We start from the raw sequence: 21,799 nt of genomic DNA on the forward strand, positions 1-21,799 counted from the left end.
CGGGGGCAGGCAAGCGCCGCCCGTGCCGCGGACCGCCCTTTCCCTTGCAAGGGCGCGGGGCTTGGGCCATCTCTGCGGAAAGCGAGCGAGGTTTGGTGCATGGCTCTTCCGATCACCGATCAGGCCAAGTGGTGGGGTCTGACGGCTCTTGTCTTCCTCCTCGTGCTCTGGCTGCTCGGGGACGTGATCCTGCCGTTCATCGTGGGCGGCGCCATCGCCTATTTTCTCGATCCGATCGCGGACCGGCTTGAGCGCGCGGGAATGAGCCGGGTGGCGGCCACCACGCTGATCTCGTTCGGGATGCTGCTGATCGTGGTGCTGCTGGTGCTGTCGGTGATCCCAACGCTCGTCAGCCAGCTGAACGCGCTGATCGAGAGCGCGCCGACGATCTTCCGCCAGCTGCAAGCCTTCCTGCTGGAACATTTCCCCGAGCTCTCGGACGAGACGAGCACCGTGCGCCAGACGCTGATCTCGATCGGCGACACGATCAGGCAGCGGGGGGCGGAACTGGCCAACACGGTGCTGATCTCGGCCTACAGCGTGATCAACGCGGTGATCTTCATGGTGGTCGTCCCGGTGGTGAGCTTCTACCTGCTGCTCGACTGGGACCCGATCGTGGCAAAGATCGACGGCTGGCTGCCGCGTGACCATGCGCCGACGATCCGCCGCCTCGCGCGCGAGATCGACGAGGTGCTGGCGGGCTTCGTGCGCGGGCAGATCTCGGTCTGCCTCGTGCTCGGCACGTTCTATGCCGTGGCGCTGATGGCCGTGGGGCTGCAGTTCGGCCTCGTCGTCGGCGCCATCGCCGGGGCGATCACCTTCATCCCCTATGTCGGCGCGCTGATCGGCGGCGCGCTCGCCATCGGCCTCGCGCTGTTCCAGTTCTGGGGCGACTGGGTATCGATCGGGCTGGTCGCGGGCATCTTCGTGCTGGGCCAGTTCCTCGAGGGGAACGTCATCACCCCGCGCCTCGTCGGCGGCTCGGTCGGGCTTCACCCGCTTTGGCTGCTGTTCGCGCTGTCGGCCTTCGGCTCGCTCTTCGGCTTCGTGGGCATGCTGGTCGCCGTGCCGGTCGCGGCCGCCATCGGCGTGCTGGCGCGCTTCGGGGTCCGGCAGTATACCCATTCGCGGCTCTACCGCGGGACGCACATCATCACCGAGGAGGACAAGTGAAGGGCCAGCTTGCCTTGGACCTGCCGGTGCGCCCGGCGCTGAGCCGCGAGGATTTCTTCGTCTCGCCGGCCAATGCGCTCGCGCTGGCGAGCCTCGACGCCTGGCGGGGCTGGCCGCGGGGCAAGATGGTGCTGGTCGGGCCGCGGGGCTCGGGCAAGACGCATCTCGCCCATGTCTGGGCCGCCCAGACCGGCGCCGAACTGGTCCCGGCCGCGGCGCTGGCGACGCTGGACCTGCCCGCCCTTGCGGCGAACGGCGCGGTGGCGGTCGAGGATGCCGATGGCATTGCCGGCGACGCCGAGGCCGAGGAGGCGCTGTTCCACCTGCACAACCTGCTGATCGAACGGGGCGGCGTGCTGCTGATCACCGCGGCCTCTCCGCCGCGCGACTGGGGTCTCAGGCTGCCCGACCTGAAGAGCCGGATGCAGGCCGCCGCCGTGACGCGGCTGGAGCCGCCGGACGATGCGCTGCTGTCGGCCATGCTGGTCAAGCTGTTCGGCGACCGGCAGATCGCGGTGCCGTCGATGCTGGTTCCTTGGCTCGTGGCGCGGATGGACCGGTCCTGCGATGCCGCGCGCGCGCTGGTCGCGGCGCTCGATGCCCGCTCGCTGGCCGAGCGGCGGCCGATCTCGCGCCAGATGGCGGCGGATCTGCTCGGCACGGCGGGATCAGAATGAAACCCGTCACAGACCCGTTGCGAAAGACGGGCAAACCGACCCGAACGAGGCGCAGAGCATGACACCGGCAGATTTCCTGAAAGCCCCCTTTCCCGAACCGGTGGAACTCGGCGCGGAGGAGATCGCCGGTCAGGGGCGCTTCTTCAACCGCGAGCTGAGCTGGCTGGCCTTCAACTGGCGCGTGCTCGACGAGGCCGCCAACCCGCACGTTCCGCTGCTGGAACGGCTGCGCTTCCTGTCGATCTCGGCCACCAACCTCGACGAGTTCTACACTGTTCGCGTCGCGGGCCTGCGCGCGCTGGTGCGCAGCGGCAACGTGCTGCTGTCCGAGGACGGCCGCACGCCGGCCGAGCAGCTGAAGCTGATCAACAGCGACGCCCGTCGGCTGATGCAGACGCAGCAGATGGTCTGGAACCGGCTGAAGCGCGAGATGGAGACCGAGGGGATCTCGATCCTGACGCGCTCCAAGCTGACCGCGCGGGACCTGAAGCATCTCGAGGACCATTTCCTGTCCAAGGTCTTTCCGGTGCTCTCGCCGCTGGCCATCGACCCGGCGCATCCCTTCCCGTTCATCCCGAACACCGGCTTCTGCCTCGGGCTGGAGCTGGAGCGGGTGTCGGACCGCCGCCAGCTTCAGGCGCTGCTGCCGATCCCGCAGCAGATCTCGCGCTTCATCCAGCTGCCGGCGAAACCGGGCGAACATCGCTTCCTGCCGCTCGAGGAACTGCTGCTGCTGCATCTGGGGATGCTGTTCCCGGGCTATTCCGAGCGCGGGCATTGCGCCTTCCGGGTGCTGCGCGACAGCGACCTCGAGGTCGAGGACGAGGCCGAGGACCTGGTGCGCGAGTTCGAGACCGCGCTGAAGCGCCGCCGCCGCGGCGAGGTGATCCGCATGAAGATCTCGGCCGGCGCGCCCGAGGAGCTTCACGCGCTGATCATGGAGGAGCTGGGCGTCAGTTCCGACGAGGTGATCGAGGTGCGCGGCGTCATCGGCATCGCGGACCTGAAGGAACTGGTGATCTCGTCCCGCCCCGACCTGCTCTGGCCAGCCTTCACCCCCCGTGTGCCCGAGCGGCTGGCCGATCACGAAGGCGACATGTTCTCGGCGATCCGGCAGAAGGACATCCTGCTCCATCACCCCTACGAAACCTTCGATCTGGTGATCCGCTTCCTGCAGCAGGCGGCGAACGATCCGAACGTGCTCGCGATCAAGCAGACGCTCTATCGCACCAGCTGGGACAGCCCGATCGTCACCGCGCTCTGCGAGGCGGCCGAGGCCGGCAAGTCGGTCACAGCACTCGTGGAACTCAAGGCCCGCTTCGACGAGGCCGCCAACATCCGCCAGAGCCGCCGTCTGGAACGTGCCGGGGCGCATGTCGTCTATGGCTTCATGCACCTGAAGACCCACGCGAAGATCTCGACCGTGGTCCGGCGCGAGGGCGACAACCTCGTGACATACACCCACTACGGCACCGGCAACTACCATCCGATCACCGCGCGGATCTACACGGACCTGTCGTTCTTCACCTGCGACCCGGCGCTCGGCCGCGATGCCACCAAGATCTTCAACTACCTGTCGGGCTACGTTCAGCCGGTCGATCTGGAGAACGTGGCCATCGCGCCGATCACGCTGCGCGGACGGCTGAACGAGCTGATCGCCGCCGAGGCCGACCATGCCCGCGCCGGCCGCCCGGCCGAGATCTGGCTGAAGGTCAACTCGATCATCGACCCCGAACTGATCGACGCGCTCTACCGCGCCAGTCAGGCCGGGGTGAAGATCAGCCTGATCGTGCGCGGGATCTGCGGCCTGCGCCCCGGCGTGAAGGGCCTGTCGGAAAACATCCGGGTGAAGTCCGTCGTCGGCCGGTTCCTCGAACACAGCCGCATCGTCTGCTTCGGCAACGGCGCGGGGCTGCCCTCGAAGAAGGCTCGGGTGTTCTTCTCCTCGGCCGACTGGATGGGGCGCAACATGGACCGCCGGGTGGAAACGCTGGTCGAGGCGCTGAACCCGACCGTCAAGGCGCAGATCGTCGGCCAGATCATGGCCGCGAACCTTGCCGACGAGGCGCAGAGCTGGCTTCTGCAACCCGACGGCCGCTATCTGCGCCCGATGGGCGGGCCCGAGGAGACGCTGTTCTCGTGCCACGACTTCTTCATGGAGAACCCCTCGCTGTCCGGCCGCGGCACCGCCGGTGCCAAGGACGTGCAGCGGCTGGCCTTCCTGCGCGACGAGGCGGCCTTGTGACGGACGGGCGCTTTGTGGATTGACGGGCCGTCCCCCGTGGTTACCCTGAACCCAACCTGTGCGGGAGATGCGCCGTGAACGACATCCCGGATCCGCATGACGAGTTCGGCCCGTTCGGCAAACCGTTGTTCGAGGATCCGTCCGCCCGCGCCCTGTCGCGCGTGGGCGTGGTGGACGTGGGATCGAACTCGGTCCGCATGGTCGTCTTCGACGGGGCGGCGCGCAGCCCGGCCTATTTCTTCAACGAGAAGATCATGTGCGGGCTGGGCCTCGGCCTTGCCGAGACCAACCGGCTGAATCCGCGCGGGCGCGAGCGGGCGCTGAACGCGCTGCGCCGCTTCGCGCTGCTCGCCAAGGGGATGAAGGTCTCTCCCATGACAGTCGTGGCCACGGCGGCTGTGCGCGAGGCCGAGGACGGCCCCGAGTTCCAGGCCGAGGTGCTGCGCGAGACGGGCCTGCGGCTCTGGGTGATCGACGGCGACGAGGAGGCGCGGCTTTCGGCGCAGGGCGTGCTGCTCGGCTGGCCGGATGCGAAAGGCATCGTCTGCGACATCGGCGGCAACTCGATGGAGCTGGCGCGGATCGGCGGCGGCAAGGTCGGCCAGCGCGTGACCTCGCCGCTCGGCCCGTTCCGGCTGCAGCAGGTCAAGGGCAGCCAGAAGGACCGTCAGGCCCATATCAGCCGGATCCTGCGCGAACTGAAGGAGACGATCCAGCCCGACCACGACCGGATCTATCTCGTCGGCGGGTCGTGGCGTGTGATCGCGCGCCTCGACATGGAACGGCGCGGCTATCCGCTGACGGTGCTGCACGAATACCGGATGCAGCCGCGCTCGCTGATGGAGACGCTGGACTGGATCGCCGCGGGCGATCTTGCCGCGCTGCGCGTCCGCACCGGCACCTCGCCCGAGCGGATGGAGCTGGTGCCGCTGGCCACCGAGGTGCTGCGCGAGCTGATCCGCATCTTCAAGCCGAAGGAGATCGATGTCTCGGCCTATGGCATCCGCGAGGGGCTGCTTTACGAACAGATGCCGCCGCGCCTGCGGGCCCGCGACCCGCTGATCGAGGCCGCGCGGGTGGCCGAGGCGACCTCGGCCCGGGTGCCCGGCTTCGGCAAGAAACTCTACCAGTTCCTGCTGCCGCTGTTCAGGAACGCCCCGCCCGAGCGGCAGCGGCTGATCCGCGCGGCCTGCCTGCTGCATGACACGACGTGGCGCGCCCATCCCGACTATAGGGCCGAGATGTGCTTTGACAACGCCACGCGGGCGAACCTCGGCGGGCTGGACCACCCCGGGCGGGTGTTCCTCGGGCTGGCGCTGCTGCACCGCTACAAGAACTCGCGCGCCGGTTCTCGGCTGGAACCGCTGTTCCGGCTGCTGACCGAGGATCAGATGCTCGAGGCCGAAGTGCTGGGCAAGGCGATGCGCTTCGGGTCGATGTTCAGCATCGAGGATCCCAGCGCGGCCGGCAGCCTCAAGTTCATGCCGAAGAAGAAGGTGCTGGAACTGTCCCTGACGCCCGAGGGCGCGGGACTTTATGGCGAGGTGGCACAGGCGCGCTTCAAGTCGCTCGCCAATGCGCTGCACGCGACGCCGGTGGTCCGGACAGCGACGTGATGCCGTCGGGTCGCACCGTGCCGTCCATGCCGGAACCAGAGCCCCGCCCGGGTCCGGCTCCGACGCCTCCGCTGGCCGCGCGTCGCCGGTCGTCCGGGCACCGGCGCCCCACCCGGCTTCCGATCCCTGCCCGAGAGTGCCTTCCCGAATGATCCGTCAAGCCACCGAAGCCGACGCCCCCGCCCTGCTGGCGATCTGGAATCCGATCATCCGCGACACGCTGGTGACCTTCAACTCGGCCGAGAAGACCGTGGGTGAGCTTTGCGCGATGATCGCCGAGCGTCCGGCCTTCCTCGTGGCGCAGGACGAGGGCGGTGCGCCACTGGGCTTTGCGACCTATTCCCAGTTTCGCGGCGGCATCGGATACCGCCACACGATGGAGCACACGATCATCCTCGGGCCTGCGGCACGGGGTCGCGGCGTCGGGCGCACGCTGATGGTCGCGCTCGAGGCGCATGCCCGGGCAGGCGGAGCGCACTCGCTGTTCGCGGGCGTCAGCGCGGCCAATCCCGAAGGCCGCGCCTTCCACGCGGCGCTCGGCTACGTCGAGACGGCCATCCTGCCGCAGGTGGGTTTCAAGTTCGGCCGGTGGCTCGACCTCGTCCTGATGCAGAAATTCCTCTCCTGACAGTCCCCGGCGGGGCGGCTATGCTCCGCCCATGTCGATCTGGACCCGCATCACCGCCGCCGTCTCGGCCCTTGCCTCCGGCGAGGGGCTCTGGGGCGTGCTCGACCGGCTGCGCACCCCGCCCGAGCGGTCGGTGGCCTTCACCATCGCCGTGATCGCGCTGGGGGCGAAGATGGCCAAGGCCGACGGGCAGGTCACGCGCAACGAGGTGGCGGCCTTCCGCCAGATCTTCGCCATCCCGCCGGCCGAGGAGGCGAACGCGGCCCGCGTCTTCAACCTTGCCCGTCAGGACGTGGCCGGCTTCGACGCCTATGCCCGCAAGATCAAGGCGATGTTCCGCGACGACGACCGCATCCTCGTGGACCTGCTGGAAGGGCTGTTCCACGTCTCGGTCGCCGACGGCAGGTATCACCCGCGCGAGGATCTGTTCCTCGCCGAGGTTGCCCGGATCTTCGGGCTGGGCGACCGCTGCTTCCGGGCGCTGCGCGCACGCTTCGTGCCCGACGTGCCGCGCGATCCCTATGACGTTCTGGGCGTCGAGCCCGACGCGCCGATCGAGGACATCCGTCTGGCGTGGAAGCAGGCGGTGCGTGACTGCCACCCCGACCGGATGATCGCCCGCGGCGTGCCGGAAGAGGCGGTGAAGCTTGCCGAGCGACGGCTGATCGACATCAACCGCGCCTGGGAGGAGATCAGCGCCCGGCAGGCCGCCTGATGGCCGCGCCCCTGCGCATCGCCACCTACAACGTCGAGTGGTTCAACTCGCTTTTCGACGACCGCGGCCGGCTCCTGCCCGACAACGAGCTTTCCGGCCGCTTCGAGGTCACGCGGCGCAACCAGATCGAGTCGCTCGGCATCGTGTTCAGCGCGCTCGATGCCGATGCGATCATGGTGATCGAAGCGCCGAACCAGGGCTCGCGCCGCTCGACGGTGAAGGCGCTCGAGACCTTCGCGCGCACCTTCGAGCTGAAGGCCTCGCGCGTGGCGATGGGATTTGCGAACCCGACCGAGCAGGAGATCGCGCTGCTCTACAATCCCGACCGGATCGAGGCGCGCCACGATCCGCAGGAAAGCGCCAAGGCGCCGCGGTTCGACGAGGTGTTCCGCTTCGACATCGACGTGGACGCGGCCCCCGAGGCGATCCGGTTCTCGAAGCCGCCGCTGGAGCTGGCGGTTCGCGCGGACGGCCATGCGCTGCGGCTGATCGGCGTCCACGTCAAGTCGAAGGCACCGCGCAACAGCCGCACGCCCGCCGAGACCGTCCGCATCGCGATCGAGAACCGCCGCCAGCAGCTGGCGGAATGCGTCTGGCTGCGCCGCCGGGTGGCTGCCCATCTTGCCCACGGCCAGAGCCTGATCGTGATGGGCGACTTCAACGACGGCCCCGGGCTGGACGAATACGAGCAGTTGTTCGGCCACTCGGGGATCGAGATCGTGATGGGTCTGGATGACGAGCCGAAGTCGCGCCTGCACGAGCCGCATGCCCGGATGGCGCTGACGCAGAAGGTGGGGATCTCGCCGAGTTCGGCCCGGTTCTGGCTGGCGCCGCAGCAGCAGTTCTTCGAGGCGCTGCTCGACTTCATCATGGTCTCGCCCGATCTGGCGGCCAGGAACCCGCGCTGGCGCATCTGGCACCCGCTGAACGACCCCAACTGCCTGAAGATCCCCGAGCTGCAGGAGGCCCTGCTGGCGGCGTCGGATCATTTCCCGGTCACGCTCGACATCGAGCTGTGACCCGCCGCGGGGCCTTGCGCGCCCGGCGGGAAAGGCGGATGCTGCGCGGGACGGTCCCGGGGTTTTCCCCCGGGCGAAGAGGGAATGCGGTGCGGGCTCGGCCCAACTCCGCGACTGCCCCCGCAACTGTAGGCGGCGAGCGCGCCCCATGATGCCCACTGGCCTCGGACAGGCCGGGAAGGGCGGGGCAAGCGAAGACCCGCGAGTCAGGAGACCTGCCGTCGGAAGAGCTGTGGAAACCGGGCGGGGTGTCCCGGGCGCAGGGTGCAGGCGTTCCGGTGCCTTCCCCCTTCGCCTGCCCGTCCAGAAGGCGCGGAGGGCGCAATGATCGTGACGCGGAACGGCCGGACCTACAGCTCGACGCTGTGCCGGCACCTGAACCAGCCCTGCAGGCAGGGGCTTGCCATGATGGAACATCTGGCACAATCGGTCGGACAGGCAGGCGGCGCGATCCAGCCCGGGTTCGAGATGCAGGGCTGCGTCCGGCTCGAGGGCTGCAGCCGGCCCTGCACCGCCCTGTTCCGGGTCACCTCGGCCGAGCTTCATCTGTTCTGCGATCTCGAACCCTCGGACTGGTCGCCGGATCTGCTGCGGCTGGCCGACCTGCTGACCGGGACCGGCAAGGCCGGCTGGCCCGCCCGCCCCATGGCCGAGCCCGCGGCGCTGGTCGTCGCCTCGGCCGCCGAGGCGCCGGGGCTGGCGCTGCACTGATGCCCGAGACGACCGGCGGGATCGCGACCTGCGACGCAGGCCACCGGCAGGTTCGGGTAGCGGGCCACCTGGGAGAGTTCCTGCAGGGCCGGCTCGGCCCGGCGGGGCCGCTGGCCCTGATCACCCTGCCCTGCCCGCCGCTGGCGGCCGAGGCGGTGCGACAGCCCGGCCGGCTCGCGCTGCACCAGCCGGCCGCGCGGGTGCTGTCGCTTCCCCTGCTGCGCCGGCTGCTGGTCTCGGCCGGTGCCGCGCCGACCGGGCGCTTCCGGCTGACGCTTGGGCTGCCTCCGGGCGGGGGCGCCGGGGCCTCGACCGCCGCGAGGGTCGCCGTGCTGCGGGCGGCGGGGATCGGCGATCCCGCCACCCTCGCCCGGGCCTGCCTCGCCTCCGAAGGCGCCAGCGATCCGCTGATGTTCGACCGGCCCGAGCGCCTGCTATGGGCCTCGCGCGAGGGGCGGGTGCTTGCCACGCTGCCGCCGCTGCCGCGGATGGAGATCCTCGGCGGGTTTCTCGGCCCTGCGTGCCGCACCGACCCCACCGACCTGCGCTTTCCCGACGTCTCGGACCTTGTGGAACGCTGGCCGGGCGCGGACCTTCCGACGCTGGCGGGCCTCGCCTCGGCCGCCGCCGGGCGGTGCCTCGCGCTGCGCGGCCCGGCAGACGATCCCACGGCGGCGCTTGCCCAGCGGCTGGGCGCGACGGGCTGGGCCATCGGCCATACCGGCCCGGCCCGCGCCCTGATCTTCGCGCCGGGCACCGTGCCGATCCGCGCCGAAGAGACGTTGCAGGCAGCGGGCTTTTCCCGCATCACCCGTTTCCGGATCGGCGGGCCGTCCCTCGCCTGAGGAGACCTGCAATGCGCGATCACGGCGGCAATCTGGATGCGGCGGCGGCCCGGTTCGGCGGCCGGGTGGACGACTGGCTGGACCTATCGACCGGGATCAACCGCCGCCCCTATCCGATGCCTGCCCTGCCCCCGCGCGCGCTGACCGCGCTGCCCGATGCCGCGGCCCTTGCCGGGCTCGAGTCCGCCGCGCGCGCCGCCTATCGCACGCAGGCGCCGATGCTCTCCGTCGCGGGCGCGCAGGCGGCGATCCAGCTGGTGCCGCGGCTGGCGCCGCCCGGCCTCGCCCGTGTGCTGGCACCGACCTACAACGAACATGCGGCGAGCCTGCGCGCGGCGGGTTGGCGGGTCGAGGAGGTGGGGCATGCGGAGGCCCTCGCCGGAGCCCACCTCGCCGTGGTGGTGAACCCGAACAACCCCGACGGCCGGCAGCACAGCCCCGAAACCCTGCGCGCGTTGCTGCCCCTCGTGGGTCGCCTGCTGGTCGACGAAAGCTTCGGCGATCCGGTGCCGGAGCTGTCGCTGGCGCCCGAGGCGGGTGTTCCCGGCCTGCTGGTGCTGCGTTCGTTCGGCAAGTTCTACGGGCTGGCCGGGCTGCGCCTCGGCTTCGTGCTGGGCGCGGCAGAGGACATCGGTGCGCTGGCGTCCATGGCTGGCCCCTGGTCCGTGTCCGGACCGGCCATTGCCGCCGGCACGGCGGCGCTGGCGGATCGGGCGTGGGCCGAGGCCACCACCGCCCGCCTCGCGGCAGAGACGGAGCGGCTGGACAGACTTGCGCAACGCGCGGGCTGGTCTGTGGAAGGCGGCGCGCACCTCTTCCGGCTCTACTCCACACCCGATGCGGCCCAAGCGCAGGACCGCCTCGCCCGCGCCCGGATCTGGAGCCGGATCTTCCCGTGGTCGGACCTCCTGATCCGCCTGGGCCTGCCGGGAGAGGAGCCGGAGTGGCAGCGACTGGAAGCCGCGCTCGCCTGACGTGCCGCCCTTGGCGCCCCGAGACCGCCGACGAACCGCGCGGCTCTTACGCTTCCGGAGTGCCGCCCGAGAAGTTGCGATAGAGGAACCGCCCGGAGCCCGCCGCCGCCTCGCCATCCGCCAGCGCGAAGATCCGCGCGTGCAGCGGCGACTTCGCACAGGCGGGATCCGTCGCCGCCGCATCGCCTGCCAGTGCGAAGGCTTGGCAGCGACAGCCGCCGAAGTCCTCCTCGGCATGGATGCAGCTTCGGCAGGGCTCCTGCATCCAGGCCGTGCCGCGGTAGCGGTTCAGCGCCTCGGACCGGTGCCAGATCTCGGCCAGCGGCGCGTCGCGCACCGAATCGAAGCGCAGCCCGGTGATCGTCTCGGCCGCGTGGCAGGGCAGCACCTTGCCCGAGGGCGAGATGTTGAAGAACTGCCGCCCCCAGCCACCCATGCAGGTCTTCGGCCGCACGGCGTAATAGTCCGGGATCACGTAGTCGATCGACAGGACCCCCGCGAGCCGCTCGCGCGCCTCATCGACGATCCGCGTCGCCTCGTCGAGCTGCGCGACCGAGGGCATCAGCGCGGCCCGGTTCTTCAGCGCCCAGCCGTAATACTGCACATGCGCCACCTCGAGCCGCTGCGCCCCCATCGCGACGGCCATGTCGAGGATCGCGGGCAGTTCGTCCAGGTTCTGCCGGTGCATCACCGCGTTGAGCGTGAGCGCCAGCCCCGCCTCGCGCACCCATTCCGCCGCCTGCAGCTTCTTCGCGTGGCCGCCACGGTAGCCGCCGACGCGATCCGCGAGCGCGGGCGTCGCGCCCTGCAGGCTGATCTGGACATGGGCGAGGCCCGCATCGGCCAGCTCCGCCACCTTCTCGCGCGTCAGCATCACCGCCGAGGTGATGAGGTTGGAGTAAAGCCCCACGGCTTCCGCATGGGCGACCAGCGCCACCAGATCCTTGCGCACCAGCGGCTCGCCGCCCGAGAAGTGGATCTGCAGGACGCCCAGCTCGGCCAGTTCCGTCATCACCCGCTGCCACTCCGCGGTGGACAGCTCGCGGCTTGCCGCCTCCAGCTCGACCGGGTTCGAGCAATAGGGGCATTGCAGCGGGCAGCGGTGGGTCAGCTCGGCCAGCACCGCCATCGGGATGTCGTGGTCCGAGCGGGCGGCCGGTGCGGGGGCGGTGAAGGCTGCATCGTCCATCAGGCGGCCTCGCGCTCGATCAGGAAACCGCGGTCAGCCAGATCCTGCAGCAGCGCCAGCACCTCGCGCGCGATCACGCCGGGCTCGGCGGTATATTTCGCTTCAAGCTCGGCCGTCAGGCCGGCGATCGACTTCCGTCCGTCGCAATGCTGCAGCACCTCGACGCAGATGTCGTCGGGCGTCATCACCTTCTCGGGCACCAGCAGCACCCAGCGCCCGCGCGCGCTGTCCAGGCGCAGCTTCGCGTGGCGGGCCAGCATGACGCGGCTGTCGGGGCCAAGGATACGGCGGCTCATCGCATCTCCTCCGGCACGAAGGCGCCGGGCGGGATGTGACCCAGCACATAGGCATGGTGCAGCGCGTCGAGTTGCACCCACAGCACCTGCGTCTTGAAGATCAGCGCGTTGCAGACCGCCTCGCGCTGCTCGGGCGTCCGCGCATGCTCGCGGACGTAGCGCAGGGCGAAATCCGCATCGCGCGGTGCCTGCGTCAGGCGGCGCTGGAAATAGGCCATCACGGTGGGGTTCACGAAGTCGTAGTGCGACAGCATCCCCGAGATCCGCTCGCGATGGATGTTCGGCGCAAAGAGTTCGGTCAGGCACGAGGCGATGGCCTCGAGCGGGCTCTGATCCCGCACGAAATGCACATAGGCGTCCACGGCGAAGCGGGTGGCGGGCAGGATGCCCTCGGTCGATTCGACATAGGCGCGATCAAGGCCCAGCGCATCGGTCAGGATCAGCCAGCGGTCGATGCCGCCCTCGCCCGTCTCCGAGCCGTCGTGATCCTCCAGCCGGTGGCGCCATTCCACCCGCGTCGCGCGGTCGCGGAAGCGCGAGATCACGACCGCGTCCTTCACCGGGATCGAGCACTGGTAGTAGTAGCGGTTCAGCGCCCAGGCCTGCACCTGCCCCTTCGTCAACTCGCCCCCGTGCAGCATGTGGTGGAACGGGTGGCGGTCGTGATAGCGGGCGGCACCGATCTCGCGAAGCCGCGCCTCCATCGCGTCGGCGCTGTCGAGCGGGCGGGCGGGCGAAAGCTGCGGCGTCAGGTCGAGACTCATGCGACGAACTCCATACCGGGGGAGGGCACGCACCAGCCGGCGCGCTCGGCCTCCGCTCTCTCGGGCGAGCCCGGCAACAGCACCGGGTTCGAGTTGTTGATGTGGACAAAGACCTTGCGGCCGATACCCAGGGGTTCGAGCGCGGCCATTGCCCCCTCGGGGCCGGAGATCGAGATATGCCCCATCCGGCGCCCGGTCTTCTGCGACAGGCCCGCCCGGATCATCTCATCGTCCGACCAGAGCGTGCCATCGAAGAACACGAGGTCCACTCCCGCAAGCCGCGCGGCCAGATCGGGCGTGACCTCGGCACAGCCGGGCAGGACGAAGGCCTGCCGCCCGCCGGCCGAGAGCCTGAGGCCGAGGCTGTCGCCCTCGGCCGCCCCCGCCTCCTCGCGGTAAAGCGCAGGCTTGCCCGGCACGGCGAAGGCCTCGACCGTCAGGCCCGAGGGCGTGCCGTCGGGCAGCGCCGGCTCGAACGGCCGGTCGAGCGACAGGGGCAGGCGCGGCACCAGATCCTCGCGCAGGACGCCGAAGATCGGGTTGGCCGCCAGCACCGCCAGCACCTCGGGATGCGCGTGGATCGCGAAGGGCCAGCCCTCGCGGAGCGTCAGCAGGCCCGCGACCGCATCGACCTCGGCATTCGTCAGGACGACCCCCGCGATCGGCGAGTGACGAAGGCCGTGCCGCGGATGCAGCGCGGGCGTGTCGAGGATCTGCTGGCGCAGGTCGGGTGAGGCGTTGATCAGGAACCAGTGCTCGCCATCCGCACTGACCGCCAGCGCGCACTGGCCGTTGCGAAGCGAGGGCTCCGTGCGCGCCTCACGGCAGCCGGGGCAGTTGCAGTTCCACTGCGGCAGGCCGCCGCCTGCTGCGGAGCCGAGGACGATGATCCGAAGCATCGCAGCAGGCCTCGCCGGTTACTTGCGCTTCGCGCAGGCGTACATGTTGATTTCCATGCCGACCGGTGTCTCGTCGTAGCGCGGTGTCTTCCAGGCCATCGTGTCTCCTCCTCTCTTCGATGGGCGCCGCACGGGGCGGCTGGGATCGAGTATTCCGGCTGCGGCAAATAGTCGCCAGCTATGCGGAGGATAGGCCGGGCCTATGGGGCAGGCCTCGTCTAAGCCACTGATAACCAAGCAACCTTCTGTTTCTCTTGAGGTTTCCAGACACCAAGTGGTAAACATGGATGGGAAACATGAGGATTCGAATGGCTGGGCCGAGGCTGCGGGGAAGCGTCTGGATCTTGCAGGACCGGGTGCCGCAGGACGTTGTTGAACGGCATCGGGGAACAAGGATCACCGTCACCCTCGGAGGCGAGTCTCAGGCCGTGACGCTGGGGGTGCAGGTCAAGTTCTCCCTCCGCACCAGTGACCGCAGGGTCGCGATGGAGCGGCACAGGGAAGCCTCTGCCCAGCTTGGGGAAGCCTACGCCGTCTTACGCCAAACCGATGCCAGCGGCCCTGTGCGCCTCACGGATCGCCAGTGCAGCGCAATTGCGGGCGTCTACTTCGACCAGATCAAGGCCCGCCATGCGGAAGATCCGGGTGATCCTGACCAGTGGGACGCAGGGAACGCTGCTGCCCGAGACCTTGGGGAGACGCATGAAGGCCGCGAGAGGATGCACGGCGAGGAAGCCACGGCGATACTTGTCAGCCGGGGACTTGCTCTGATCGACACGGACAGCCGGGAACGGCTTCTGTCTTCAATGCATCGGGCTTTCATGGACGCAGCACAGCGCATCCAGAAGGCAGCAGAGGGTGACTTCTCGGGCATGGTCGGAGGCGACAGGCGGTATCCCAAGGCCCCCTGCCGTGCAGCCCAAGCCACAGGTGACGTTGAAGGACGTTCGGGATCGGTGGATCGAGGATCGCCGGTCACAAGGGAAGGCCGAACGCTCGATCTCCATCTTCCAACGGAACTTCGCCGCCTTCATTGACTATCTGGGCGGGGATGAGGATCGAGACGCAAAGACCATCACCCCGGATGACATTGAAGGCTGGATCGCTCATCTGCTGGCAAAGGGGCTGAGCCGGAAGTCTATCGGTGACAGCCACATCGCCTTGGTCAAAGCGGGGTTTATGCTCTCACGCAGGAAGCTGCCCCAGTGGCCGTTCGAGAATGTGAGGTTCACTGTTCCCGAGAAGCGCACGGAGCGGTCTAAGGGCTTCACCTCAGACGAGGCAAGCGCAATACTCAAGGCGGCGAGGGATGGTCTCGGGAGAGGCCCCAGAACGCCCGAGACTCTAAGGAGGGCGTATCGCTGGGTGCCGTGGATCTGCGCTTATACGGGCGCGAGGGTTGGCGAGATTATCCAGCTACGGAAGCAGGACTTTCGAGAGGAGAACGGGATCAAGTTCATCCGCATCACGCCGGAAGCTGGCACCACCAAGACCGGGATGTTCCGAGACGTGCCGCTGCATGAACAACTTTTAGCAGAGGGCCTTTGGGAGTTCGTGGCCGACCTTCCTCCCGGTACCGTATTTATGCCCAAACCCAAGACCGAGGGCGCGTTTATTGATACTACGGCGGTGGCGGGAAGGCTGAGGGAGTGGATCAGAACGACGGTCGGTATCAAGGATGGACGAGTGCAGCCTAATCACGCATGGCGGCATCGCTTCATCACCGTTGCCCGAGGCAAGATGTCAGACGAGACGCGGAACAAGATCACCGGCCACGCAGATGGAAACGTCAGCGCGGGCTACGGCGAGACTGAATTGCCCGTGCTGGTCGAAGCTATTGCTCAGATGCCACGCATCGCTTTCACTTGAGTGTGTTGCAACTTTAGGATCGCCATGGTTCAGTTTGCAGATTTCGTTCTTGATCGTTACCTGGCACCCGAAGCATCAAAGTTCTTGGAGTTCGAAGCCCCGAATTTAACGCCACGTCCAGATTATCTCGCTGCCCATCTCTTAAATAGCGTGTTCTACACGACCCCGGTCGCCGACAATGAATTGGTTTTGATGCTGATCCGACGACTGGATCAAGCACACACAGAGTATGAAGCAGGCAGAAGCGATGCACTCCGTTATGTTGAAGCGCTGCGGACCGGTAACCACGCAGTCCGCGCCTACTGGCACGCTCTAATGCACTTTGAGCAATGCATCGTTGCCACCTATCTCGCCGTATTGGCACATAGCTCGATCTCAGAAATCTGGGACAAAGACACGGAAAAGCCGTTTCAGAAGGGAGATGGCAGTTCTTGCGAACGACTGAATCTACTATACACGGCGATTAAGCATTCACACAAGTGGTTGCAAGAGAGAGGAACATCAAGCAATTCGGCGATTTGGCTGTCGAACCTGTCGTTGAAAGGCATTCAAAAGACCGGTCAGGTGATTGAATTACGATACGATGAGATAGCGGAAGCAATCAGCTTGTTGAGCGATGATGCGACTTGGCGATGCTTTGAAGTACATAGAGAATTGCGTACGCGAAAGCCACCTGTAGAGCTTGGCAGCTAATGAGATGGAGAAGCGGCGGGCAGCGGAGGCAACCGATTCATCTGCGGATATATTCCACAAGTGCTTGTAATACATTGCGTTTTCTAATTCCATCTACTGCCTGCTACACCTCCTGACCATCACCAACTCAGGAGATCCCCGGTATGGAACCGACCATCGGCTTTGGCGTCTACCGCTTCACCCTCGAAATCTACCGGCGCTGGTTCTTCGTCAGCATCCCGATGCTTGGCGAAATCTGCGCTTCCCCCGTCATGGTGCTGACCTTCGATCCGTGGTCGGAGGTGCCAGAGGAGGCGGCCGAGACGAAGGCTCACCGATACGCCGAAGAGATCAAACGCAATCGGATTGACTTTGGTCGCGGCTCTGGGTCTGGCAGACGCATGGCGTGACGCGATGAGGGCCGCGGACGGGCGCTGATGATCCAGCCCATGGACAGACACCAGTCAGAGCCAGCGGGCCTGTAGCGCAGCCACCGCAGCGGCTGGAGGTGGTCCCGGATGTTTCCTGACAAAAATCCGAGAAGCCAGATCAGATAAGAGGATTCCTGGCTTCCCCCCGCTGGGGGTGGCTGGATGTCGTACAAGGACAGCCAGACCTTCGGGAAATGCCCCCGGAATGCAGAAGGATCTCCCGGCACGGCGGGGGCATTTGCCGATGCTGCCTTCAAGCAGCGCCTTGCCCGTCTGATCCCGGCTCGTCTTGCTCGTGTCTCATTGGGGCAAGGTCCAGTGAGTCGTCTCATGAGATCATCTTCTGCGTCTCACAGAAATGGTCATTGACATTCTGGGACACCCAAGCCAGAACATCTAAGACACCAGTGAGACAGGAGACGACGATGATCATCGGCTATGCCCGGACCTCGACCCTCGACCAGACGGCGGGCCTTGAGGCGCAGGAGCGTGATCTACAGGCGGCAGGCTGCGAGCGGATCTTCGTGGAACAGGTCTCCTCGGTGGACATGGTGGCCCTTGCCAAGCTGGCCGAGGCGCTGGAGTTCGTGCGCCAAGGCGACACCCTCGTGGTCACCAAGCTGGACCGGCTGGCCCGCTCGGTGGCACACCTGATGGAGATCCTTACCAAGCTGGAGACGAAGGGAGCGAGCCTGCGCATCCTCGGAATGGGCATCGACACGGCGACACCCACCGGCAAGCTGATGCTGACCATCCTCGGAGGCGTGGCCGAGTTCGAACGGGCGATCATGCTGGAGCGTCAGCGCGAGGGCATCGCGAAGGCCAAGGCCGAGGGCAAGTACAAGGGCCGGAAGCCCACAGCACGGGCACAGGCCGATCAGGTGCAGCGCCTCAAGGCCGAAGGTCTGAAAGCGTCCGAGATCGCCGAGAAGCTGGGGATGGGGAGGGCGAGTGTTTATCGGATCCTCGCGGATGCTCCCGAACACCGGCACTGAGTCTCAGCTGTTAGAGAGGAGTTGATCCAATTCTTGACCTAACTGGTCATCCGCCAGATTTTGTGTCTGAGCAACCAGGACATCGCGAGCGGCTGCAATCATCCGTTCATCGAGAGGTGTGAGGGGCAGAAGGAAGCTATTCGCCTCTACTCCCAATAGCAATTCGCTGAGGCACACCATGAGTGGCGCATGTAGGCGTCCGTCCTTAGGTAGCTTGTCTACTGCCATGGCGAGAGCCAAGCCTGCAAATGCGATTTTGTGCGGACGCTGACCAAAGCGGCCGTCGAAATATTCAGGGCTTTGCTCCCAGACTTTGCTTACCACGCTGTTAGCCAAGGATGCGGCGTTGGCATCAAGCAGGCCTACCTTTATTTGCTCCTCAAGCAGCGTCTGTATAACAGCGGCCGCTTCCGCTTTCTTCCACTGATCCTTTATGCCTTTAAACAAAACGAGACTCCATTTCAACGATCCAGGATGATGCCATAGACGAGACGGTGACAAACGTCCATGCTCCAAGCATGTGCAAGTATCGAGCCAGTTGTGCGTAAGCCAGCAGGCGAGGCGACACATGATCATCAAGACCGTGATCAACGGGATGGTCTTCGACGGTGCCACGCGGGATCCGATGCAGCAGGCTGTGCGTGACGCCCTGATCGCCTTCATGGCGGCATAGGCGCAGGCCGAGGCCACCAAGGTAGCCCAGAATGCGGGGATCGAGGCGGCGAAGGGTGACGCCGAACGCTACCGGGGCAAGAAGTCCAGCTACGACCGGGCGACCTTCACCACCGTCTGCGATCATCTGGCGCTTCGCCGTGGTGCTTCGGAGATCGCCAAGGCCACCGGCCTGTCGCGCCAGACCATTCTGCGGATCAGGGACCAGCGGGCGGACGCCGAACTTGCCCTGTCGAGGTCGGGCTTGTGACGGGGAGGATTATGGTTTTTTGGCTAGATCCTCGGGCTTAGATGGCCTTGCCGGTGAAACACGGATCTGGTACACAAACACTGCAACGCACGAAGAATATTCGTAGCATTATCATTTTCTTGAGTGACTTTTGGCGGGAGTTCAATCCTCTCTTGCGGCCCCAACTCATCCTGTTGAAGTGAAAGGGCTGGAAGCCCACGGCACCGGCTCGAGCGGATCAATTCCCGGGCCTCAAGGACGAAGTGTTGGGAGCGTCGGAGATCGCAGAGAGGCTAAGGATCGGTTGGGCCAGCGTTTACCGCATGCTTGCCGACTGAGGGTGCGTGGTCGCGAGTCGTTCGTCTCGGCTGGGGCGATTATGGCTTTTGACCACTGGCAACATCAGTGGTAAACATCGAACAGACCTTGAGCGAAAATTTGCCGATATTACAGCTAGTTGCGCGACTGAAGGCATAGGCCGGCCTATGACCGCGCGAGCAGCGGCGGCAGCGGATCGATCGCGGGCAGTTGCATGGCGCGGCCCGACGCCTGAAGCGCCGCGACCACCGCCGCGTGCCGCCCCGAGCGGTGCTGCGCCGGCTGGATCAGCGCCACGATGCGGCGCGGCTCCATCCCGGCGTGGTAGAGGCGCAGCCCCGAGCCGCACCCGACCGACAGTGCAGGCACGATGCAGACCCCGAGACCCGCCCGCACCATCGACAGTGCCGTCTCGAAGCTGCGAACCCTCGCCGTCATGCGGTTCCGCGGCAGCATCTCGGCAAACCAGCTTTCGATGCGGCGGCTGTGCTGGGTGCCGAAGGCGATCTGGATCGAGGCGTTCAGGATCGCCTGCTGCTCCTCGGACAGATCCGACAGCGCTTGCACCCCGCCCAGATCCAGCGCCTCGGGCACCGCGAGAACGGTCGGGTCGTTCATGATCGGGATCTGCAGGAAGCCGGTGCTGGCCTCCGAGATCGAGTTCGCGGCCAGAAGCCCGATGTCGGCCTGCCGCGAGTAGAGCATTTCCAGCACGTCCGCCGGCGCCCCTTCCAGCAGGTCGCATTCCGCCGTGCCGTCGAGGTCCATGTGCTTCAGCGCCTCGGGCAGGATGGTGCGCAGGAGCGATTCGACACCGGCCAGCCGCAAGGGATGGCGTTGGCCCGTCGCATAGGCGGTCAGCGTGTCCTCGAGGTCCTGCATCCCGCGCAGCACCGGCTCGGCCTTGCGCAGCATGAGAATCCCGGCCTCGGTCAGGATCATCCGGTTCGAGCGTCGGGTGAAGAGTGCGAATCCCAGCGCCTGCTCCAGCCCGATGATCTGCTGCGAGAGAGACGGCTGCGCGATGCCCAGAAGCTTTGCCGCCCCGGTCAGCGACTGCGATTGCGCCACCGCCCAGAACGCGCGCAGCTTGCGCAGCGTCAGTTCCGGCCCGGCGGCCGCGGCCAGCCGAAGCTCTGACCCGTCAGTCTCGCGTGCGAGCTTGGTCATGCGGTCTCCTTCTCCTGCGGGAAAGTGTGACAGGCGGCGAGGTGTCCGTCTCCTCAGACGAAGGGCGGAGGGCCGCGCCCCGCAGGGCCAGCCATCGCCGCGCGCCATTCGCGCTTCGCGAAATGCAGGGGCGGCGTGCCCTTGGCAAATCGGCGCGGAAGCGGCAGAACCGGGGCCTGCTGACGGAGAGCCCCATGACCGACGCGACAGGAACCCGCCCATGCCCGCGGTGATGATCCAGGGCACTGGCTCGGACGTGGGCAAGTCGCTGCTGGTGGCGGGCCTGTGCCGGGCCGCGCGCAGGCGCGGGCTGTCCGTGGCGCCGTTCAAGCCGCAGAACATGTCGAACAACGCGGCCGTGACCGCCGACGGCGGCGAGATCGGCCGCGCGCAGGCCCTGCAGGCGCGGGCGGCGGGGCTGGAGCCGATGACCGACATGAACCCCGTCCTGCTGAAACCCGAGACCGACCAGGGCTCGCAGGTGATCGTGCAGGGCAGGCGCGTCGGCACGCTGCGGGCGCGCGACTGGTTCGACCGGAAGCCCTCGCTGATGGCGCCGGTGCTGGAGAGCTTCGGCCGGCTGAAGGCCGCGCACGATCTGGTGATCGTCGAGGGTGCGGGCAGCCCGGCCGAGGTCAACCTGCGCCGGGGCGACATCGCGAACATGGGATTCGCGCGCGCGGCGGACGTGCCGGTGGTGCTGGCGGGCGACATCGACCGCGGCGGGGTGATCGCGCAGATCGTCGGCACCCGCGCCGTCATCGACCCGGAGGACGCGGCGATGGTCGCGGGCTTCCTCGTCAACAAGTTCCGCGGCGACGTGCGGCTGTTCGACGACGGCTACCGGCTGATCGAGGAACACACCGGCTGGCGCGGTTATGGCGTGGTGCCGTTCTTTCCGCAGGCGGCCCTGCTTCCGGCCGAGGATGCGCTGGACATGCGCAGGCCCACGCAGGGGGGTGCCGTCACCGTGGCCTGGCTCGCCTTCTCGCGCGTCGCGAATTTCGACGATCTGGATCCCCTGAAGCAGGAGCCGGGCCTGACGGTGGTCATGGTCCGTCCCGGCCAGCCGATCCCGGCCGAGGCGTCGCTGGTGATCCTGCCCGGCACGAAATCGACGCGGGGCGATCTCGCCTTCCTGCGGGCACAGGGCTGGGACGTGGATCTGCTCGCCCATGCCCGCCGCGGCGGGCGCGTGCTGGGGATCTGCGGCGGCTACCAAATGCTCGGGAAAGGCGTTGCGGACCCCGAGGGGCTCGAGGGCGAGCCGGGCTTGACGCCGGGTCTCGGTCTTCTGGATGTCGAGACGGTGATGCGCCCGGACAAGCGTCTGACCCGCGTCGAGGCGCGGCACAAGGCGACAGGCGAGCCGATCGCGGGCTACGAGATCCACATCGGCGCGACGGACGGCCCCGACTGCGCCCGCCCCTTCGCCGAGGTAGACGGCCGACCCGAGGGCGCCACCTCGCCGGACGGCCGCGTGACGGGCAGCTACCTGCACGGCATGTTCACCGCGGACGGCTTCCGCGCGGCCTTCCTGCGCAGCTTGGGCGCGGGCCCCTCCGGCCTCGCCTACGAGGCTGGCGTCGAGACGGTCCTCGATGCGCTCGCCGATCATCTCGAAGCGCATGCCGATGTCGAGGGTCTGCTAGGGCTGGCGCGCTGAGCGGTCAGGAAGCCGCCGATCCGGCA

At 67.3% G+C, this 21,799-nt stretch carries 23 protein-coding genes and 1 riboswitch; of the genes, 16 read left to right on the forward strand and 7 right to left on the reverse strand.

The window, feature by feature from the left end:
• Positions 1-99: 99 nt before the first annotated feature.
• The 10 genes from CK951_RS12985 (at position 100) to cobD (ending at position 10,603) form a co-directional block, all read left to right on the forward strand.
• Positions 100-1,173 carry an AI-2E family transporter gene (locus tag CK951_RS12985; RefSeq protein ID WP_096786548.1) on the forward strand — a complete coding sequence of 358 codons (1,074 nt, stop codon included), beginning with the start codon at positions 100-102 and terminating at the stop codon, positions 1,171-1,173.
• The gene (locus tag CK951_RS12990) at positions 1,170-1,850 is read left to right on the forward strand and encodes a DnaA ATPase domain-containing protein (protein ID WP_096786549.1); all 681 of its coding nucleotides are present in this window, start codon (positions 1,170-1,172) and stop codon (positions 1,848-1,850) included. The genes CK951_RS12985 and CK951_RS12990 overlap by 4 nt, the downstream gene beginning before the upstream one ends.
• A gap of 58 nt (positions 1,851-1,908) precedes the next feature.
• Positions 1,909-4,095: an RNA degradosome polyphosphate kinase gene (locus tag CK951_RS12995; RefSeq protein ID WP_096786550.1), complete on the forward strand. Its 2,187-nt coding sequence runs from the start codon at positions 1,909-1,911 to the stop codon at positions 4,093-4,095.
• A 74-nt stretch (positions 4,096-4,169) separates the two neighbouring features.
• The gene (locus CK951_RS13000) at positions 4,170-5,711 is read left to right on the forward strand and encodes a Ppx/GppA family phosphatase (protein ID WP_096786551.1); all 1,542 of its coding nucleotides are present in this window, start codon (positions 4,170-4,172) and stop codon (positions 5,709-5,711) included.
• A gap of 148 nt (positions 5,712-5,859) precedes the next feature.
• Positions 5,860-6,339, forward strand: a complete 480-nt coding sequence (locus tag CK951_RS13005; RefSeq protein WP_096786552.1) for a GNAT family N-acetyltransferase — start codon at positions 5,860-5,862, stop codon at positions 6,337-6,339.
• Between the two features lie 31 nt (positions 6,340-6,370).
• Complete coding sequence (locus CK951_RS13010) at positions 6,371-7,054, forward strand: molecular chaperone DjiA (protein WP_096786553.1); 684 nt, start codon at positions 6,371-6,373, stop codon at positions 7,052-7,054.
• A complete protein-coding gene (locus CK951_RS13015) occupies positions 7,054-8,073 on the forward strand; it encodes an endonuclease/exonuclease/phosphatase family protein (protein WP_096786554.1) in 1,020 nt (339 codons plus the stop codon). Before CK951_RS13010 ends, CK951_RS13015 begins: the two co-directional genes overlap by 1 nt.
• Before the next feature lie 34 nt (positions 8,074-8,107).
• A riboswitch (cobalamin riboswitch) is annotated at positions 8,108-8,311 on the forward strand.
• An 86-nt stretch (positions 8,312-8,397) separates the two neighbouring features.
• Entirely contained in the window at positions 8,398-8,784 is a 387-nt protein-coding gene (locus tag CK951_RS13020; protein WP_096786555.1) for a hypothetical protein, read from the forward strand.
• On the forward strand, positions 8,784-9,629 hold the full coding sequence (locus CK951_RS13025; protein WP_096786556.1) for a propanediol utilization protein: 846 nt from the start codon (positions 8,784-8,786) through the stop codon (positions 9,627-9,629). Before CK951_RS13020 ends, CK951_RS13025 begins: the two co-directional genes overlap by 1 nt.
• An 11-nt stretch (positions 9,630-9,640) precedes the next feature.
• Positions 9,641-10,603: a threonine-phosphate decarboxylase CobD gene (gene cobD / locus CK951_RS13030; protein ID WP_096786557.1), complete on the forward strand. Its 963-nt coding sequence runs from the start codon at positions 9,641-9,643 to the stop codon at positions 10,601-10,603.
• Positions 10,604-10,649: 46 nt separating this feature from the next.
• On the opposite strand, the gene pqqE is transcribed toward cobD, so the two are convergent.
• The 5 genes from pqqE to pqqA are packed head-to-tail and all read right to left on the reverse strand — an operon-like array spanning position 10,650 to position 13,850.
• Positions 10,650-11,792: a pyrroloquinoline quinone biosynthesis protein PqqE gene (pqqE, locus tag CK951_RS13035; protein ID WP_096786558.1), complete on the reverse strand. Its 1,143-nt coding sequence runs from the start codon at positions 11,790-11,792 to the stop codon at positions 10,650-10,652.
• Entirely contained in the window at positions 11,792-12,088 is a 297-nt protein-coding gene (gene pqqD, locus CK951_RS13040; protein WP_096786559.1) for a pyrroloquinoline quinone biosynthesis peptide chaperone PqqD, read from the reverse strand. Before pqqD ends, pqqE begins: the two co-directional genes overlap by 1 nt.
• The gene (pqqC, locus tag CK951_RS13045; protein ID WP_096786560.1) at positions 12,085-12,852 is read right to left on the reverse strand and encodes a pyrroloquinoline-quinone synthase PqqC; all 768 of its coding nucleotides are present in this window, start codon (positions 12,850-12,852) and stop codon (positions 12,085-12,087) included. The genes pqqD and pqqC overlap by 4 nt, the downstream gene beginning before the upstream one ends.
• A complete protein-coding gene (gene pqqB / locus CK951_RS13050) occupies positions 12,849-13,751 on the reverse strand; it encodes a pyrroloquinoline quinone biosynthesis protein PqqB (RefSeq protein ID WP_096786561.1) in 903 nt (300 codons plus the stop codon). The genes pqqC and pqqB overlap by 4 nt, the downstream gene beginning before the upstream one ends.
• A gap of 18 nt (positions 13,752-13,769) precedes the next feature.
• The gene (gene pqqA, locus CK951_RS13055; RefSeq protein ID WP_011841675.1) at positions 13,770-13,850 is read right to left on the reverse strand and encodes a pyrroloquinoline quinone precursor peptide PqqA; all 81 of its coding nucleotides are present in this window, start codon (positions 13,848-13,850) and stop codon (positions 13,770-13,772) included.
• A 209-nt stretch (positions 13,851-14,059) separates the two neighbouring features.
• Between pqqA and CK951_RS22105 the strand changes: the two genes are divergently transcribed.
• From CK951_RS22105 to CK951_RS13070, 5 genes are all read left to right on the forward strand, one after another.
• Positions 14,060-14,788, forward strand: a complete 729-nt coding sequence (locus tag CK951_RS22105) for a DUF6538 domain-containing protein (RefSeq protein ID WP_394341548.1) — start codon at positions 14,060-14,062, stop codon at positions 14,786-14,788.
• Positions 14,682-15,620: a tyrosine-type recombinase/integrase gene (locus tag CK951_RS13060; RefSeq protein WP_157764555.1), complete on the forward strand. Its 939-nt coding sequence runs from the start codon at positions 14,682-14,684 to the stop codon at positions 15,618-15,620. Before CK951_RS22105 ends, CK951_RS13060 begins: the two co-directional genes overlap by 107 nt.
• A gap of 24 nt (positions 15,621-15,644) precedes the next feature.
• Positions 15,645-16,313: a hypothetical protein gene (locus CK951_RS21045; RefSeq protein ID WP_157764556.1), complete on the forward strand. Its 669-nt coding sequence runs from the start codon at positions 15,645-15,647 to the stop codon at positions 16,311-16,313.
• A gap of 143 nt (positions 16,314-16,456) precedes the next feature.
• Positions 16,457-16,702, forward strand: a complete 246-nt coding sequence (locus tag CK951_RS13065; protein WP_096786563.1) for a hypothetical protein — start codon at positions 16,457-16,459, stop codon at positions 16,700-16,702.
• Between the two features lie 446 nt (positions 16,703-17,148).
• The gene (locus CK951_RS13070) at positions 17,149-17,718 is read left to right on the forward strand and encodes a recombinase family protein (RefSeq protein WP_096786564.1); all 570 of its coding nucleotides are present in this window, start codon (positions 17,149-17,151) and stop codon (positions 17,716-17,718) included.
• A gap of 3 nt (positions 17,719-17,721) precedes the next feature.
• On the opposite strand, the gene CK951_RS21050 is transcribed toward CK951_RS13070, so the two are convergent.
• Complete coding sequence (locus CK951_RS21050) at positions 17,722-18,183, reverse strand: hypothetical protein (RefSeq protein ID WP_157764557.1); 462 nt, start codon at positions 18,181-18,183, stop codon at positions 17,722-17,724.
• Positions 18,184-19,102: 919 nt separating this feature from the next.
• A complete protein-coding gene (locus CK951_RS13075; RefSeq protein ID WP_096786565.1) occupies positions 19,103-20,107 on the reverse strand; it encodes a LysR family transcriptional regulator in 1,005 nt (334 codons plus the stop codon).
• Between the two features lie 220 nt (positions 20,108-20,327).
• On the opposite strand from CK951_RS13075, the gene CK951_RS13080 reads away from it, so the two are divergent.
• Positions 20,328-21,773, forward strand: a complete 1,446-nt coding sequence (locus tag CK951_RS13080) for a cobyric acid synthase (protein ID WP_096786566.1) — start codon at positions 20,328-20,330, stop codon at positions 21,771-21,773.
• The last annotated feature ends 26 nt before the right edge of the window (positions 21,774-21,799 follow it).

Origin of the sequence: Rhodobacter sp. CZR27 (assembly GCF_002407205.1) — a bacterium.
Classification (GTDB): domain Bacteria; phylum Pseudomonadota; class Alphaproteobacteria; order Rhodobacterales; family Rhodobacteraceae; genus Cereibacter_A.

Coding starts and splice junctions, on each gene's coding strand:
- CK951_RS13075 (WP_096786565.1), bottom strand. CDS start 20,107: ATGACCAAGCTCGCACGCGAGACTGACGGGTCAGAGCTTCGGCTGGCC.
- CK951_RS13070 (WP_096786564.1), top strand. CDS start 17,149: ATGATCATCGGCTATGCCCGGACCTCGACCCTCGACCAGACGGCGGGC.
- CK951_RS13010 (WP_096786553.1), top strand. CDS start 6,371: ATGTCGATCTGGACCCGCATCACCGCCGCCGTCTCGGCCCTTGCCTCC.
- CK951_RS13025 (WP_096786556.1), top strand. CDS start 8,784: ATGCCCGAGACGACCGGCGGGATCGCGACCTGCGACGCAGGCCACCGG.
- pqqC (WP_096786560.1), bottom strand. CDS start 12,852: ATGAGTCTCGACCTGACGCCGCAGCTTTCGCCCGCCCGCCCGCTCGAC.
- CK951_RS13005 (WP_096786552.1), top strand. CDS start 5,860: ATGATCCGTCAAGCCACCGAAGCCGACGCCCCCGCCCTGCTGGCGATC.
- pqqD (WP_096786559.1), bottom strand. CDS start 12,088: ATGAGCCGCCGTATCCTTGGCCCCGACAGCCGCGTCATGCTGGCCCGC.
- CK951_RS13080 (WP_096786566.1), top strand. CDS start 20,328: ATGCCCGCGGTGATGATCCAGGGCACTGGCTCGGACGTGGGCAAGTCG.
- CK951_RS12985 (WP_096786548.1), top strand. CDS start 100: ATGGCTCTTCCGATCACCGATCAGGCCAAGTGGTGGGGTCTGACGGCT.
- CK951_RS12995 (WP_096786550.1), top strand. CDS start 1,909: ATGACACCGGCAGATTTCCTGAAAGCCCCCTTTCCCGAACCGGTGGAA.
- pqqA (WP_011841675.1), bottom strand. CDS start 13,850: ATGGCCTGGAAGACACCGCGCTACGACGAGACACCGGTCGGCATGGAA.
- pqqE (WP_096786558.1), bottom strand. CDS start 11,792: ATGGACGATGCAGCCTTCACCGCCCCCGCACCGGCCGCCCGCTCGGAC.
- CK951_RS13065 (WP_096786563.1), top strand. CDS start 16,457: ATGGAACCGACCATCGGCTTTGGCGTCTACCGCTTCACCCTCGAAATC.
- CK951_RS22105 (WP_394341548.1), top strand. CDS start 14,060: ATGGCTGGGCCGAGGCTGCGGGGAAGCGTCTGGATCTTGCAGGACCGG.
- CK951_RS13015 (WP_096786554.1), top strand. CDS start 7,054: ATGGCCGCGCCCCTGCGCATCGCCACCTACAACGTCGAGTGGTTCAAC.
- pqqB (WP_096786561.1), bottom strand. CDS start 13,751: ATGCTTCGGATCATCGTCCTCGGCTCCGCAGCAGGCGGCGGCCTGCCG.
- cobD (WP_096786557.1), top strand. CDS start 9,641: ATGCGCGATCACGGCGGCAATCTGGATGCGGCGGCGGCCCGGTTCGGC.
- CK951_RS21045 (WP_157764556.1), top strand. CDS start 15,645: ATGGTTCAGTTTGCAGATTTCGTTCTTGATCGTTACCTGGCACCCGAA.
- CK951_RS13020 (WP_096786555.1), top strand. CDS start 8,398: ATGATCGTGACGCGGAACGGCCGGACCTACAGCTCGACGCTGTGCCGG.